Raw genomic sequence first — 17,903 nt, 5'->3', positions numbered from 1 at the left:
ATTTGGTGAAGAAAACTCTTGTCATCCTACTATGCCTTGTATGCGGCCTTACAGCCCATGCCAGCCACATAATTGGCGGACAAGTGTATTATAAATTCGTTAGTAAAACCGGGAATTTTATCACCTACCGGGTGTCGATGAAGTTGTACAGAATTTGTGGAAGCGGGCAAAATATCGCAGAAATGCCTAAGGTCATCTATCTGGCCTCCTTCGACAAAAGTAACAACAGAAAAATTGATAGTTACAGGATAGATATTACCGATTTCCAAACCAAAAATCTGGGACAGGTAGATCCCTGTATTGTGAATCCTCCTCCGGTTTGTTTCCAGGTTGGTTTATACGAAACCGATATTACGCTGGAAGAAAATAATGCCGGTTATACTATTTCTTTCCAAAGCTGCTGCCGGGATCCGTATATGATGAATATAGTGGCAGAACCCGTTCCGGGTGGCCGCCCGGGCGATCTGGGCACCGGCGCTACATATTTTATAGATATTCCGGGCAAAGATCTGAATGCTACTAATAATTCAAGCCCTGTATTTAATAAAGAAGAAGCTACATTGGTATGTGCCGAAAAGAAATTTACCTACGATTTTTCGGCTACTGACCCTGATGGCGATAAACTGGTGTATGAATTCTGCGATGCTTACAAAGGAGGTAGTACTACCGACCAAACAGGTATTCCCCCTGTTGCCGTAAATCCTCCTTATAATTTCGTTTCCTACATTCCGCCCTATTCAGGTAGCAGTCCTTTAGGCCCCAATGTAAAAATCGATCCTAATACCGGCATTATTTCAGGGATTGCACCGGTAGCTGGTAAATATGTGGTGACAGTTTGTGTAAATGAATATCGAAATGGTATTAGAATTGGCATATTACGCAAAGATTTCCACATAAACGTAACAACATGCATGAAGCAGGTAACTGCTGCTATGCCTGATAAATATGCTGATTGTAATAGTCTGACGGTCACTTTTACCAATAACAGTACCCTGGGCAAGCCTTACTTCTGGGATTTTGGGGATAATACAACTTATACCACAAATAGCACAGATCCGTTTACCCATACTTATGCCCAGCAAGGAACCTATACGGTAAAAATGTATGTGGATAAAAACAGTAATTGCGGGGATAGTGCAACAGCTATCGTTTATGCCTACCCCGTGTTTAAACCTTCATTTGTAAGTGTAGGCGCCTGCACCAATAAAGGTACGCAGTTTACTTCCACTACCCGCTCAGACGCCGGAAATATCGCCTACTATAAATGGGAGTTTGGAAATGGTGATACCAGTAATCTTCCTAATCCGAATTATACCTATAAAACACCCGGTAACTACGATATAAAGCTATACGCAAGAAATGAAAAGGGCTGTGAACAAACCTTTACAAAAACACTGACAATCTACGATAAGCCACCTTTTACAGCTACATCAGATACACTGTTATGCGCCAAAGACAGTTTGCAGATGTGGGCAACCAGTTCTTTACCTGGGCAGTATAGCTGGACACCCAGCAACTACTATATTTTACAGCCCAATACTCCTAATCCTATTGTATTTCCACCTAATGACCAGACGTATCAGGTGACCTTTACAGACAATCAGGGCTGTGTGAATACCAAGGATATTTTTGTAGATGTACGTGCAAGTATCAATGTAAAAACGATCTCCGATAGCACAGTTTGTACAAGTGATGAAGTGCATTTACCATCATACAGTGATGGATTATATGCTTATCAATGGACTGAACTTAGCTCTCAAAAAGTTGTATCGCGGGCTTCAGATGCAATTGTACTCCCTGCTCCACCTATCCAGAGTTATGAAATCATGGCTACCCTGGGCAAATGTAAAGCCTCAGATACTGTGACATTGAAAGTTGTTGATCCACCTAAACCTACTGCTGCGCCCGATACAACAGTATGCTTCAATGTTCCGTTAACCTTGCGGGCAACCGGTGGTGCATATTACAGATGGAAACCTTCGTATTATGTAGATAATGCTACCCAGCCGGTTACAATAGCCCATCCTCCCGATACCATGTTATTTACAGTAACAGTAACGGATACTTTGGGTTGTCCTAAACCGATGATTGCAACTGCCTTAGTGAATGTTGTTCCAAAAGTTCATGCTTTTGCCGGAAACGATACAATAGTAATGCTAAATACGCCTTTCCAGTTACATGCAACCGGAGGGGTCAGATATACCTGGACACCACCTTCCGGACTGAATATCAATAATGTAGAAGATCCTATTACAACGTATAACCGTGATATCAGGTATACCGTTACGGCCTATACTACTGAAGGCTGCACCGGAACAGATGATATCTTTGTACGATTCATCAAAGGTCCTGAAATCTATATCCCTACTGCCTTTTCACCAAACGGAGATGGGCAGAACGACATTTTCCGCCCATTGCCTGTTGGAATTATCTCACTTGAATACTTCCGGGTGTTTGATCGCTGGGGAAAACTCATGTTCGAAACTACTGCCTATATGAAAGGCTGGGATGGAACGGTAGGCGGAGAGCCAGCAGGTGTAGGCACTTACGTTTGGGTTGTTCAGGGAAAAGATATCAACAATAACACTATTCAACGCAAAGGCACTGTTACCCTCATAAGATAAAGTGGACCCGATTGAACCTGCTCAGTGTTTTTTTTGTTAAATTCAGAGAGCAGTAACCCCCCATCATGAAGATAGCAGTACTACTGATACTCTGCTGCTGTTTGTACCCAATTTGTGCAGCTGGATATCATATCATTGGTGGCGAAATCTATTACAAAACGTTAGGAATGAATGGAGATAATACCCGCTACCGTTATCTCGTAACCCTCAAGTTATACCGCGACGCAGATTTTACGTGCGGCGACAGGCAAGGTTGTATAGATCGGTTTGAGAACCCAGTTTCAGCAAATATATATGCTGCATCAGGTGGTCAGCTCATGTCATCTATCTATTTAACAATAGCCTTTACGAAACCATTGATCGATACTCTTAAGAACCCTTGTCTGGCCCCTAAATCACAGCATCTTGAGGTAGCATTCTATACAGATACAGTTGAACTTCCCCCAATTCCGGGAGGGTATTACATCGTATCCCAAAGATGTTGCAGAGGAGAAAAACTTAGCAACATCTACGACTCCGAACATGAAGGTTCTACCTATTATACTACCATCCCCGGATCAGATGTCAAGCCTGGTAATAACAGCGCCTATTTTGATAAGGATACCGCCATTATCATTTGCAATTCAATGCCTTTTACATTGAACTATGCAGCACGTGATGAAGATGGCGATAGCCTTACCTATCAATTATGTAATGCGCTTACAGATGGCACAAGCAATAATGATAATAACTCCGTAACTCCCCCTCCCTACGATGTTTCGGTAAGATATATATCACCTTACTCCGGTAGTAACCCAATTAATGGTAATCCGGGCATCAGTATATCCAATCAGGGATTAATTACCTGTACACCTTCCAAAGCCGGGAAATATGTAGTAACGGTATGTGTAAACGAATATGACAGGGCAACAGGTAAGTTTCTGGGGAAACATAGTAAGGATATCCTGCTCACAATTTTCGATTGCCAAACTAAAATAACAGCACAATTTCCCCCTGTCATCACAAATTGCGCTGAAGATCCATCATTGAGTATCCCGATGAGCAATTCGAGTGTAGCGGGCTTTACCTCTACCTATTTTTGGGATTTTGGAGACGGAACTGATACGCTTACTACAAGTCAGAAATTATTCTATCATGCATTTCCGGATACCGGTATTTTTAAAATTAAAATGGTAATAAATCCCGGGTTATCATGCACTGATAGCGCAGTAGGAGTAGTACACAATTTCCCAGGCCTGAAGGTCGATTTTACGGCAGATGGACTTTGTAAAGGAACTCCAATTCAGTTTACTGATCTATCTACCTATCAGTATGGTAATATCATCAGCCAGAAATGGGATTTTGGAAATTCAGATTCAATGACCAGCAATCCCGACAACAGAACTGCCGCTTATACCTATTCAAGCGGTAATACATATACGGTTAAACTGACTATCAAAACTGATCATATTTGCGAGAAAACAGTTACAAAAGACCTTAAAATATATGAAGTAAAACCCTTTGCCGGCAATGATACAATTCTTGCCAAAGGGCAAACAATGGTAATGCAGGGAAGCGGAGGAGATTACTATGCATGGGAACCCGCAGAAGGACTCAGCAATCCATCTATTGCCCAGCCAATATTAACTTCATCTAAAGACATGACCTACAAACTTAAAGTATCCAATCAACAAGGCTGTGTTGGTTACGATACCGTTCATGTCAAATATTATACAGGACCGGATATGTATATTCCTACAGCCTTTTCACCAAATGGAGATGGACAAAACGATCGTTTCAGATTTGTTCCGGTAGGAATTACTACCTATAAATTTTTCAGGATTTATAACAGATGGGGAGTTGAAGTCTACTCCTCTACAGATTTTCATGCTGGCTGGGATGGAACCTTTAAGGGCGAACCGGCACCTGTAGATACCTATATATGGATACTTGAAGGCGTTGATTTTAATGGTAGAGATATTACTAAAAAAGGAACCGTTACCTTGATCCGGTGATCCTTAGTAAATTGCATAAAAAATTGTTTCATGGCTATTGTTCTTGTTACCGGTGCTACTGCTGGTTTTGGTCAGGCTTGCGCAACTACTTTTGCAGCAAAAGGATATGATGTAATAATTACCGGCCGCAGAAAAGAGCGGTTGGAAGAATTAAAAACCCAGTTGAGCCAGGAATTTGGAATCAATGTACTGGCGCTCAACTTCGATGTTCGGAACGAAGAGGAAGTAAATACTATATTGGGAAATATCCCGGAAGAATGGAAGAAGGTAGATATTCTGATCAATAATGCAGGCCTGGCTGCCGGTTTAGACCCCATCGAGAAGGCCGACCCGGACGATTGGAATGCAATGATCGATACCAATATTAAAGGGCTTTTGTATGTATCGCACGTGGTAATGCCCTGGATGACATCCAGGACCAGCGGACATATTATCAATATCGGATCTACCGCTGCCAAAATCGTATATGCGAAAGGGAGTGTCTATTGCGCAACCAAAGCGGCCGTAGATGCTATTACCCAAGGCATGAGAATAGATCTTTTACCCTATCATATTAAGGTTACCGCCGTACACCCGGGTGCCGCCGAAACCGAGTTCTCCATGGTACGGTTCAAGGGAAATGAAGATAAAGCCAAAGCCGTTTATGATGGTATGATTCCCTTATCGGCCCAGGATGTTGCAGATGTTGTTTACTATTGCACTACCCTTCCCCCTCATGTATGTATAAACGATCTGGTAATGACACCAATTCAACAAGCCAACGCTTATTATACCGAAAGAAAATAAATAACACATTTATGTGATACTGTGCATTGGGGATAAATTTTATATTTGAAAACTATTATATATCTTTCGCCCATACTGTGCTTTGGAGGGAGATCTATGCCATTAATCTAACTAGACTAGAACTATCCAATAACTTGAAACCATATCCCTATGCTTACATTTATCACTGTGTACTTGCTACGCCTGTATTACCCAAGGTGGAAAGCAGGATGGCGCTTCTACTTCGGTAACTCCAGAAAAGGAAATTATGGCCGTTGGGCCTCAGGGAAAAATTGGGGCGGTCAGGAATCCTATTCACTGGGTTACAACTGAGAGACTACAAGATTTGGGATTTAGCGAACTAATTATATTAGTTGGCTAAATCCCAAAACATTTATAAGAGTTGTTAATCCGCCTTCACTGTCTTCACCACAATCTCCCCCTTTCCATCTTTTATTTGCTTATAAGCCACTAACGCCGTACTTCCATGACTTCCAATCACCGGGTAACTCGAATAGGTAGTACTATCTGTTAATACTCCTTTATTAAATATTGTTCCATCAGGTTTCCTAACCTGAAATCCTATCCTGCTATTAAAACTTTGTTTATAGGCCACCGGTTCATCCCAAACCAATAACAAATTGTCCTGAATCGATGCAATCTGCGGATGCTTTGCCATAGGAGCATCACTCAACGACTGTTTCTTTGTGTAAGTCTTACCCTGGTCGGTAGATCGACAATAGAATGCCCCCTGGCCATTTCCCATTGTAAACCATGCAAAATGCAAGCCTTCACTATTTGAAGTAAGCGTGGGCCCTGTATGTGGGCATCCACGAACTACCCAGTTATCGGCACTGATTCTTACAGGGTCAGAAAATACGTTTCCCCCATCTGTGGATAACTGATGTACCATATCACGAATAGAATCATTTAAGATAGCTCTGTATACAGTATGAATATCTCCTTGCGGAGTAACGTATAAGCGGGTACGACAACATTGGCAAATCCTGGTTGCAATTCTCCTCTCATTCCTGAATCCTTCCTCTCCCCTGGCCTGTGCATAATAAAGGGAAGAACCTTCATCAGAAGTTGTTTTTCTATTATCTAACCAAACAACAGCTCCATCACCATTATGTAATAAGGCTACATCAAAATAGCGCTGATCATACCCGGCAGTATCATTGACCAATGGAATGGCCTCCTGCCAGGTTTTTCCTCCATCAGTAGATTGGGTATACAACACTTTGCCGGCATATTTATTTCTTACATCGTTGGTCTCTACACCAAAAACTGCAATCACAACATTATCTGGCTTAAAGAGTATTTTAGGTAGGTTCTCGTCATGTGGTACCACACCTGCAGATGTAGGTATAGCAATTGGTGCATTAAAATTCAAGCTACCAGAATCAAAAACTGCATAATACATCATTCCGGTTTCTGCAGCACTATCGGTCTCTATCCAACTTACTACAGGTAAGCCCTGAGCAGTTTTCGTAAAATAAGGACAGGAAGCATCTTTATTCACATGCGAAACTATTAGTGACTTGTTATCTGTCACCGTGGTATTCCTACAAGCAAAGAAACCCAATGCTATCAATACTATAAAAAACAACTTCTTCATCAAGATTCATTATTTACCGGTAAAAGTGTAAGCTATCCCAAAGTTAAATGTCTGACGCGGCCCTACCCTGTATGTTGCACCATACGCAGATTTTTCTGCAGTTGTTGCATAAAGTTTATCGCCCAGATTCATTGCATTAATCCATGTTTCAAATCCCTTCCACTCATAGCCAATTCGTGCATTAAATAAATCGTAGCCGCCATACTTCAATGTATTTGCCGGGTCCATAAAATAATTTCCCAAATGCTGCCATTCAGCTCCAATCCTAAACCCTTTTATCAACTGAGGTTTCCAGGTAATTTCAGTATTGGTGATCCAGCGAGGTGCTCCGCTCATTTGGTTATCAGTATATACTTTTGTTCCATCGGCATATGCCTTAAATAAATGGATGGCGTAAGTACCGCTGGTTCTCACAAACAAACTACGTATAGGCGTGTACTTTACATTCCATTCAATCCCCTTATGCGAAGTAGCGCCGGTATTTCTATTCTCATAAGACCCATCTGCATTTCTGACACTTATAATTTCGTTACTACCCTTCATATAATAGGCACTAACATCTATATAGCCTTTTGAATCTGCAAACCCAAGCCAACCACCCACTTCGTAGTTATAGTAGGTAGCAGGTTTCAGTACCGGTACTTTTACCCCTGTATATAATTCGGAAATATTTGGTGGTGCAAAACCCACGCTGTAATTAGCATACAATCCCCGGTTATTCATCAGATCATAGGTTAACCCTACTTTTGGGGTAAGCGCATTAAAATTATTTCTTTCACTAGGCGCTCCGGTATATGCAGAAGGTGTAAGATGATTGGTGAAATTATAATCCATTCTGTCATATCTCACTGCCGCCAATACTTTCAACCTTTCAACAGGTACAAATTCAAACTGCGTATATGCGGCACTGTTAAATAATCCCACATTATAGTTTGTAAGTGCAGAATCTGTTCTCACAAAACTTCTGTAATATCCATCAGCATCTTTCGTAATATTTATATAGTCGGCCCAGAAAGAAGCCGGGCTATAATCGGCGCTTACACCGGCAATCAGGGCTGCCTGCTTCCAGTTGAATTGTTTCTTGTGTTGTATAATAATTCCATAACTATTAAAGCCATCGCTATTGATTTGCCCATTGGCATTTAAGGTGCCTCTGATATCCTTAATAGCATAAAAAGGATTCTGACCAATTGTATTATTTCTGAAAAATGCCGTAAAGGATGTATAGTTAGATTTGTTCCACGTATGATCCCAGGTACTTCTGATACGTAGAGAATTTACTTTTCTATATGTAAAAGTCTGAAAGTTCTTATAGTCTCTGGCATAGAAATGTGCACTGTCCAATCCCCCGATCTGGTCTGTCTGGTAATCGACATACGAAATAGCATTGGTCCATTTATTACGATCATTAAGCTGGTAAACAATTTTTCCCGTTAAGGCCAGCTTATGAAAATCGCTATGATCCATATATCCGTTATGCTGATTAGCATAGTACCCACCAAATACATAACCTACTTTTCCGGAAGTGCCGGAGATGTTCACATCTGCCCTTCTATATCCCCAGTTGCTTCCTTCCAGCTGTACTTTAGCTGTGGGCACTAAAGCAGGGGCACTTGTAATAAAATTAATAGCTCCGCCAACTGCTTCACTTCCATAAAGGGAAGAAGCCGGTCCTCTTATTACCTCTATATTCCGGAGTGCGGCCATATTAATTTCTATCAGTGCATTATGGTTGAAATCCCCGATGGTTCTGATAGGAATTCCATCTTCCAGGTAAAGGAATAAGCTTTTATATCCTATTGGCTGTCTAATAGCCATAGTATGTTGTTCATTCCCGAGATCCACCATATACACTCCGCTCACTTTATTCAAAACCTGATCCAGAGTAGTAGGCTTTGCTTCATTCAGCTGTTGTGAGGATACCGTACTAATAGCAACAGGGGCTGAAGTACGGGGTTGCTGATCTCTTGCAGATGAAATAATAATTTCATTAAGATTGGTAGAAGAAGGTTGAAGATAGATTACACTCTTTGCAGAAACCTCTCCTGCAGGCATTTTCAAGCCTATATATCCCATATAGGATAGTTCAATTGAATCGCCGGGTGTTGCTGATAAATCAAATTTTCCAGCCGAATTAGTAGTGCTTCCGTTAGGGGCATGGCATAGCCGTACCGAAACCCCGGGTAATGCTTCCCTGGTTTGTGCATCAGCCACACGCCCATGTATCTGCTGTGCATAACTGCATAGTACAGTCATACAAGCAATGATGAGTAAACAACATTGTCTCATGTGCGTAATAAGTAGCCTGATTCGTACTTTTAATACGAACAGTGGTTAGATAGTAAGGTCATAATGTTTATGCAACTACTACCTGCGGTGGATGGAAAATGGAAAATACAGGAATAATGAAGATGGGGTCTTGATATCCAGCAAATTTAGTGGTATGTTCTTCAAAAGAAATGCTCTCAAAAACCGGAACATTCTCTACAAACATCACTTCAAATTTCTCTTTGCTGTTGCTATTACTTTTCTCTTGTTGGGTGTCTTTTTCAAGCTCTTTCTTCAGGTGACATTTACCATTACAATGCAGCTGGGGTTTATCTCTGTTTTCACAAAGATTGTTCGCGATATAGGTCTCATTTGCCCAGTATTGCAAAACAATAACGCTTTTGCTGAAGTTTTGCAGCAAAAGCCCCATGAATATGCATATAATTGGAATGAGTTTCACGCCGCAAACCTAATTCATTTCAAGCAAAACCACAAAGAAAAAATGCCGGAGCAATAAAATTCGCCCCGGCATTTATTATGATTTTTACACAATTATTATTGCGATAATATGAATCTGAATGTAAGACCTCCATTCGTACTGGTAATAGGATATGCTGTTGAAATAACAGGAATAGTCTGTCTTCTGTCGAAGAAGAAGCGCAGATTTAATCTGTTATTTACTACATAGTCGATAGATGGAGAAATACCCACTACCTTCTGCCCGCTCGTTGGAATAACAAGATCGGCATCCAAACGATTATTAGCTGTCTTATCATCCCTGAAACTTAAATCCAAACGGATATTAAGATCGTTCTGCAATTTGCGCGCCCCACTCTTATTAACAGCAAATGGCAATTGTAAACCTCTGATTCTATATCCACCACCGATTATTATTTCACTGGATTTTACTTCTGTCAGCTGATAATCGATAAGACTTAAACTGAGTGAACGGGTTTTCCTGAATTCTACTCTGGCATTCAGACTATTTATGAAAGTCATATCTACACCGAGAAGCGGAGAGAATGATTCGGTAAGTGTCAGGTTTGGCACCATAAAGTATGGATAATAATTACCTGATACTGTATCTCTGAAGGCAGGGAAACCAGCCAGTCGCGGATCTTCAAAGTACATGGATGTATTGTATGAATCCATTCTTAATGAACCAACATAAGCATGTCTTAAAGTAAAGTTTGTAAGGAATGACTTAAATGGTTCGATCTTCGTTAATCCATTATAAGTCAGGCTCCAGTTTGGTTTTGGAATATAGTTACTAAACGGATTACTTTTTACATTATCGTTTCCTTGTTTCAACAACGAAATCTTATCAGGATCTTTACCTGTGTATGCAGCAAGGAATGCAGGAATCAACACATCCTGTGCATAACGGGTATACCCGTACGCATATGTCGGATCTTTAGGATCGGTAGATGGAACACCCGGATCTTTATTGTAAGGGTTTAAGGCACCCAAACGTTTAGATATTTCATTACGATAAGATTCGAAATTGCGGAAAGTCTGCGAAATACCATCCTTCGTTTTAATGTTTCCAAACATTGTCTTAATAGCAATGTAGGATATTTCAAATCCACCTGCGTCATAAGGGCTCAGGTGCTGGAAGTCTACAGGATCTGTCAGGTTCTTAAATAACTCAGTATGGGTTTTAGTGAATGATTTAGTCATTGTTAAATCAACTCTTAAATCATTAACCGGCTCTAATTGGGCCTGTAAATCCCAGCGCACAGTATATTGCTGCTGTGCCTGAATATTGAACATAGTATCCGGAGTTACCAATCCTTTCTGAGCAAATTTATCGAACCATTTTCTGTCTGGCTGATATCCCAGAACGAAGTTCAAACCTGGCGACATTGAGGCCCAGTTCATACCTAAAGCCTTTGTACTGTCTATATATCCTGGTAATCTTGTACCGGCATTTTCGTTGAAGTTAAAGCCTACACGTTTCAACATCATTAATGGTTTCAATATACCTTTCACCCATGGAGAGATTTCATTGGATGCTGTTTGTTGTTGGGTAGATTGATTTTGTTGATTATTGTTAGGTTTTTTATTGTTATTATTTTGATTGTTATTATTCATTCTGCGAGGATCATTGATATCGCGCAGGAACTTAGATTTGTTATACAATTCGGTAAACTTAAACTCTGCTCTCAAAGTCTTCTGCTGAGAGTTTTCGATAGCATTACCCAGGTATAATGCCAATTGTGATGCACCTGTCCATCTATACTCTGTACTATATCCCAATGAAACATTGGTCCAGCTTAAAGCAGGGAATTTTGAAGTAGGCAGTGTATAAGTGAAGTTGGCATTATGCATGTAGTTGGTGTTTCGACCTCCTTTAAAGAAGTTTCGACGTACCGTATCTTTCTTCTCTGAATTATCGAGTCTGCCAAATGGTTCATCAATTCTCGCATTATTAACCGCATTAAACTCAAAATTTATGCTACGGGTAAGATCCCACTTCACTGTATAATATCTATCAAAAGTAAAGTACTTATTGTACGTTTCCGGCAACTGGTACTTCACATCACCGCCCACATTTCGAACGCGTGTAACTCCAAACTGTCGCGACACGTCTGCCCTGAAGCTAAGAATAGCCGGCACATAGTTGAAGTTAAAGTCCTTGACCAGATCAAACCAATGTGTCTTGGTTTTTATAAGTCGCTTAAATGGTTCTATATAATGTGGTTGTCCTGCGTAGTTATAGCCTACCCCGCCTCTATGCTTGGTAAGCATATCGTTTTGAATAAGTGGATTATGGCGCATAATCTGCGAGAAGGAATAACTGATATCAAAGTTTTCCAGATCCCATAGCCTATGTTTTCCGTTTCCTCCTAAATTCAGTTTACGCACATTTGTGAAGTTCAGACTCTTGATTGAAGTGAAGTCCTGTGCATCCCGTCGAATAGAATCTTTTTCTCTTCTATTTCTTGCCAGCGCGATTTTATCTTTTAGTTTGATGTCGAGGTCGTAAGGGTCGTATTCCGGATTACTTACAGCTTGTGAATAGCCGGCATACACAGGAATTGACAGCCCTACTTTCTTTGGTAATAGTTTACCCAGATCAAGGTTTGCAGCAGCATCATACTGTGTGAAGTTATCCCTGAAACGTTCGTTTACCCGCTGGTCTATATTTCCAAATCCGGCTGTGTGCATATTTCCGGAAACTGAAATTGTTCCCAGATCAGACAATTGAACATCTACTCTTGCCAATGCCGCATATCCGCCTTTTTCATCAAAATCAGATAACCTAAGTTCATCAAACCACACTTCTGCACATTTAGGCATTCCGTCGTCTTTAGGGTTCAGGATACCAATCATCATCGTTCTTGCATCACCCAAACTAGGGTTACCCATTACAGTCATATAGTTACCATATTCGTCAGCAACCGGGTTCTGAGGATATGGAAGTAATGGTGAGCAGGAATCACACATATTTCTCTTCTGTTTCAATGCACTCAACTGTGCCAATACCAGTTCGAGATTATTTCTTTCCGGCCAGATATCATACGCTGTTTTAGCACCGTTCCAATCTGTTACTTTCAATGGAATGCGATATTCGTAATAGTTGCTTACGAAATCACTACCAATACGGATTACTGCCTGCACCTGTCCGTCTCTCAATCCGGTAGCAGAACCCATTGCTTCGGCGTGCATATACATCTGCATCTTTTTATACTGACGCATATCCATATTCAGTGTCTTGTACAATGCTCTGATTTCTCCATCTTTCAAATCACAAACCTGTACAGACAATGACTGCTCGTTCAACTGTAATGTAGTGTTATTGGTGCTGATAGTGTTTTGTCTTACCACTCCCGGAGGCAGTACATAAGGGATAGGTGTACGGCTGGAGTTCTCTTCGATATTAACAGCAGAAGAGTTGAATGTGGTGCTGTTATCGATAGGAATAGGATCTCCGGGTTTTACTTCATACATATACCTGCGCCATTGGTTACGTACCAATTCCAGTTTCGCAAAACGTACTACAACAGAATCAGTGAACCCGGTCAGGAACATACGCATAAAGCGGATAGACTTAAAGTCGGGGATATTTCCAACTTTATTATTGTATTGATTGATAGGAACTTTAAACTGATACCATGTTTCTGTTACTTTATTATTGTTTGGTAGCGTAACATCTGCTTCAATCTTATCAACAATAAAGTTTGTTCCTACCTGCATATTAGGCTTCAGGTCTACTCTATATTGGAAATACTCCTCTGTTTCATTCATTGTATTATCCCTGTTCAAATCTTCAGATTCAGGAATGTTGGTTGCAGCTGAAGAATACTGGGATTTAGAATCGGAAACAGGAGAGTTACCTTCCGGATTGCTATAATTTTTATAGCGTTGCAGAATAGGCAAGCCATTATAGGATGGATCGCGGTAATGCTTATAGTCGTCGTTCGATGGATCTTTGAGTGCCTGATTATAAACCGGAGTTCCTCCAAAATTCATTCTCAGGGTATCCATATATTCATGATAGAACGCAGCTTCATCCTGAGATTTCAGACCATCATAACCAACGTCCTGATAATTACGGATGTTTGGATCATTATCAAAAGCCTGAGTGATCTGTTGCTGGAACTTAGGGAAACGGCCCCATTTAGATGAGTCGATCTTATTAGGGTCCTGGTTTGGATCTGGCATTCCGTTTTCAAAAAACTTCTTACCGTCTTTCAGGATATCTTCCGAAACGTTACCGAGGTTGAAATAGAGGGCACCACCGGTGCTATTCTGTTGTTTGATAAATGGATCCTGTATCCAGAATTCGATATACTCAATGTTTGAAGTCTCGAAATCACTGTTATCAATCGCCCTCATGATACCTCCCCAACGGGTTTGCGGGCGATTCAGCAATCCGTTACGGTCCATTTGCAAATTCGAAGAAGTAAAGTTATACGGACCTCTTTCTGTTGGATAGTAAGCTAAGTCGAGCGTACTAAGCTGACTTTGACCAAAATCGGTAGATCTGTTTTTGAATACTTCTTTCTGGTACACCATTCTTACCCGGGGATCTGACTGATCATCCAGAGAGATACCAACCGGAAGGTTTGGTGATTTTGGCAACTGCAAGGTAGGTTCTATGATATACCAGGCTATTTTCGCTCTGTTTTTACCATAGTCGAGTACATTGGTTGCTTCAGCTTCAGGGAACATTACCTGTCCGCTTGCACTGGTTGCACCTTTCGGTGTAGAAGCCAGGGCCCAGCTGGTTGCAGGGAACTTAAGATCGTAACCACTTTTCACCCCTTCAAAATCATCTATATATGCAGTACCCTGTCTTGAACCTGGCTGATTTACTAATTTGCTATGACCAGGAAATAATCTTGCTACCTCCCCGGTAAAGAGAATGGTAGAAGGAGAAGTGCTGGTATAGTTAGGTAATTTATCAAGGAATTTATTGAGTCCTTTCCATTCAGAAGCGTAGTTAGCGTCGAATCCCACCATTGTATTCTTGATTGGATCTTCACCGTAGTTCACTTTCTGATAGTAAGGGCGCTCGCTCATTCTAACTACCGTACCACCCAGGCTAAATTTATCGTTGATCACATAATCGAGGCGGGTACCAAAGTAGTTTCTGACCTGCTGACCGAATAGGGCATTATTCTCGAACTGTACATTAATAGGTACTCCAGAATTCAGGATACCTGCATTAATAACTTTCAAACGACCCAGGTTATAATCGATAATATAATCCACATTTTCCCGGAGAAGTTGTCCACCTGCGGTAACAGTAACCGAACCTGGAGGAATGGTGATACCTGCTCCCAGCAATATTTCGGAGGAGTTGGTTGATTTATAGGAACCTCTGATTACAAACCTGTTGAGTTGCGGAAATTGCTGTGCAACCACCTTGATTGAATCGTAGAGTACTCTGTAGAGATATTGTTTTTCCAGTCCGGCATCGTTTCCAAAAGCCTTTTTCAATCCATCGGCAAAAGGTTCCAATGTTGGGAACATGATTTTACCATTGAGGGAATTGATGGTATAGCCTTCAACATAGTCGAATACCCCATCTGGCTGAGGGTCTAACTGGTTATTGAGTCGGTCGAGGCCCAGGATGGAGATAATCGGCGCACCGGCATAATCGCCTTTCGCATCAGGGATATATCTTTTATCGCTGGGTGGGCGTCCTTCGGCCCCCGGATCTTTGTAATAAACATCCATTCTGAAATCTTCCTTGCTTACCTGGTAAGCACCGGTAGCATAGATGTTTTTCATCATCAGGTTCCAGATAGGCAGAACAGGGCGGGCGGAAGTTGCTTTCAGGAGTTTCAGGAATAATACGGGTTGGTTGGCACTATTATTCTGATCAGGAGGTACATCCTGAGAGAATTCACCGACCTGGTATACCCTACCATTGTAGGTATATTGATAAGCAACTGCCAGTACCTCATCGGGTTGGAGTTGCTGATTCAGAGAGATGAAGCCTAGTTGTTTATTGTAAATGTATTCGGTAGAATCGAGCTTACGGGCGAAAGTTTTTTCAAATTCCGAGACAGGTTGCAGGCCTAAAGCCAATAAGCGGCTGACGACCGTTCCGGTATTTCTGCTGGCCGGGTCACTGATCAGATTAGCATATAAGTTGTTAGTTCCTCTGTCGGGCAGGTGAGAACTTGTATTAACGTGAATGCTCTGGTTATATGGTTTGTACTCTGCAAGGTCCATCAAGCCCACGATATCGCGGGTTTGAGTAGTAGCACCAGTTTTATTGGTAACCCATACTTCGAGGCGTGTAATATTCGCCATTGAACGAATGATGGGGAGATTAGACATTGCATAATTGAAGGTATCCCGGAAGAACTGTGCCAATAAGAAGTGTCGGTTATCTTCATATTCATCGGCTCTGATATTGTAGTCCTGTACCTGGGTACCACCTTTCAGCATCATATTCTGCTTTTGGGATTTTTGGTTAGACAGAACACTGGTTACTGTTAACCTTCCGAATTGCAGTTGTGTTTTCACCCCGAAAAGGGATTGAATACCGGAGATGAGGGTACTGCGGAGGGGGAAGCTCACGTTACCGGCTTCTATTTTCTTGATGATTTCATCATTATAGCCGGTATATTCGAGTTTAACCTGATTTTCGAAATCGAATTGTGACTGGGTGTTGTAGTTGGTGAGAAGTTTGAGTTTATCACCGATTTTACCAACAACGTTCATATTGATACCCATATCGAAATTGAATCCGCCATTTCTTCTGGCTTGTTCGACCAATACGGGGTTTTTGATATTCTGGCCCTGGTATCCGAAGGTGAGATCGAGGCTTCCTTGAGGGCGTATATCTACTTTGCTACCGCCAAAGATTCTGTCGAACAGGTTATTACCATTGTAGAGGGTAGGACCATTACCACGTTGGTTGAGGTTTCCCAGGGTACTGGCACGTTTTTGCCAGTAGTCTTGTTCGCTTTGTTGTGATTGAAGCTTATAGAATTCGTCGAAACTGAGATAGGTAGGGTTACGATAATATTGATTACCAATCTTTTCGGTAACGGTATATTGTTTAGTAACCGGGTCGTATTCCACAGTTTTGTTAATATTGGAAGGATCTTTAAGGTCAATAGCTGATCCTGCCCCCTTATCTGTTAAATTGGGGCCACGTCTATCCTTTAGGGGGTATTTCAGTGTATCTTTCTTTCCGGTAGAATCGATTTTGGCTTGCCCGTTGATAACAGAATCGGGCGTCACAGGTCTTATCTTCAGTAAATTCGGATCCCACGAACGATTTCTAGCGGCAGTATTAACAATTAAAAAGGATACGATTGCTGTTACTGCAATAGCACCATAGTATGTTTTTCTTGCCAAGAAAAATAGGTTTTATAGAGGACTTTAAATTTTTATTATAAACTTTTCAGGGCTTTTTTGATCAGCTCTTCCAAGTTTTGCAATAGTGGCTCATTTTTCATGACTTTCTGGATTGCCGATTCGGCCATGTTTCTGGTAATACCCAGAGTTACCAGAGCATTTAACGCATCTTCCTGCATTGTATTGTTTACGGCAGCAGATAAATGTATGCCCGTTTCCTTGATCTTCCCTACTTTGTCTTTCAGTTCGAGAATAATTCTTTTGGCTGTTTTTGCACCAATTCCCTTAATACTTTCCAGCATTCTCTCGTTTTCCATCATGATGGCGCGCTGGATATCTTCCGGTTGAAGAGAAGATAACATCATTCTTGCAGTGCTGGCCCCAACTCCTGAAACGCTGATTAGCAATAAAAACAGGCTTCTTTCAGCTTCTTCAAAAAAACCATATAAGGTGTGTGCATCTTCTTTTATTTGGAGGAAGGTTAATAGTTTGCAACTTTCCATGTCCTGAATCCTGGAGTAGGTATTCAGACTAATTTGCACTTCATAACCGATTCCATTCACATCCAGATGAACAAGAGCAGGTGACTTATACGCTAATTTTCCATTGAGATAAGCAATCATACAAAGGTAAAGGTTCAGTAATTTAGTAAACTTACGGAAAATAATATACCGCGTAAACCTGCGCAAAGATGCTAACTTTTAACGGATTGGCAACCTTTAAAGTTCAACATATTCTACTTTTTTAGGAAATATACGTTTATATCGTATTTTTACGCCTCGTTTTAAACACATATTTAGTTTA

General features: G+C 41.1%; 9 protein-coding genes. 4 read left to right on the top strand and 5 right to left on the bottom strand.

Translation table 11 applies throughout. From position 1 onward, the window contains the following. The first annotated feature begins 5 nt into the window (after positions 1-5). The 4 genes from DVR12_RS05060 to DVR12_RS27545 all read left to right on the top strand — a co-directional run bounded on the left by DVR12_RS05060 (position 6) and on the right by DVR12_RS27545 (position 5,716). Positions 6-2,624 (top strand): PKD domain-containing protein, encoded by a 2,619-nt coding sequence (locus DVR12_RS05060; RefSeq protein ID WP_147323410.1) that lies wholly within the window; start codon positions 6-8, stop codon positions 2,622-2,624. A 65-nt stretch (positions 2,625-2,689) separates the two neighbouring features. Further along, positions 2,690-4,618, top strand: a complete 1,929-nt coding sequence (locus DVR12_RS05055; RefSeq protein WP_116974385.1) for a PKD domain-containing protein — start codon at positions 2,690-2,692, stop codon at positions 4,616-4,618. 30 nt (positions 4,619-4,648) lie between these two features. Continuing rightward, positions 4,649-5,404, top strand: a complete 756-nt coding sequence (locus DVR12_RS05050) for an SDR family NAD(P)-dependent oxidoreductase (RefSeq protein ID WP_116974384.1) — start codon at positions 4,649-4,651, stop codon at positions 5,402-5,404. Between the two features lie 150 nt (positions 5,405-5,554). Further along, entirely contained in the window at positions 5,555-5,716 is a 162-nt protein-coding gene (locus tag DVR12_RS27545; protein ID WP_158563203.1) for a hypothetical protein, read from the top strand. 73 nt (positions 5,717-5,789) lie between these two features. Here DVR12_RS27545 and DVR12_RS05045 read toward each other — a convergent pair whose 3' ends face one another. The 5 genes from DVR12_RS05045 to ruvA form a co-directional block, all read right to left on the bottom strand. Continuing rightward, entirely contained in the window at positions 5,790-7,004 is a 1,215-nt protein-coding gene (locus tag DVR12_RS05045; protein ID WP_116974383.1) for a sialidase/neuraminidase family protein, read from the bottom strand. A 9-nt stretch (positions 7,005-7,013) separates the two neighbouring features. Beyond that, the gene (locus DVR12_RS05040; RefSeq protein WP_233522132.1) at positions 7,014-9,260 is read right to left on the bottom strand and encodes a TonB-dependent receptor; all 2,247 of its coding nucleotides are present in this window, start codon (positions 9,258-9,260) and stop codon (positions 7,014-7,016) included. Between the two features lie 100 nt (positions 9,261-9,360). Next, positions 9,361-9,702 (bottom strand): hypothetical protein, encoded by a 342-nt coding sequence (locus DVR12_RS27470; RefSeq protein WP_147323409.1) that lies wholly within the window; start codon positions 9,700-9,702, stop codon positions 9,361-9,363. A gap of 125 nt (positions 9,703-9,827) precedes the next feature. After that, positions 9,828-17,099, bottom strand: a complete 7,272-nt coding sequence (gene sov / locus DVR12_RS05030) for a T9SS outer membrane translocon Sov/SprA (RefSeq protein ID WP_116974380.1) — start codon at positions 17,097-17,099, stop codon at positions 9,828-9,830. 35 nt (positions 17,100-17,134) lie between these two features. Then, positions 17,135-17,722, bottom strand: a complete 588-nt coding sequence (ruvA, locus tag DVR12_RS05025) for a Holliday junction branch migration protein RuvA (protein WP_116974379.1) — start codon at positions 17,720-17,722, stop codon at positions 17,135-17,137. Positions 17,723-17,903: the final 181 nt, after the last annotated feature.

Source organism: Chitinophaga silvatica, assembly GCF_003419895.1.
Lineage (GTDB): Bacteria > Bacteroidota > Bacteroidia > Chitinophagales > Chitinophagaceae > Chitinophaga > Chitinophaga silvatica.
The sequence above is the reverse complement of the archived record's forward strand: the minus strand, read 5'-3'. Positions and strand labels throughout refer to the sequence as shown.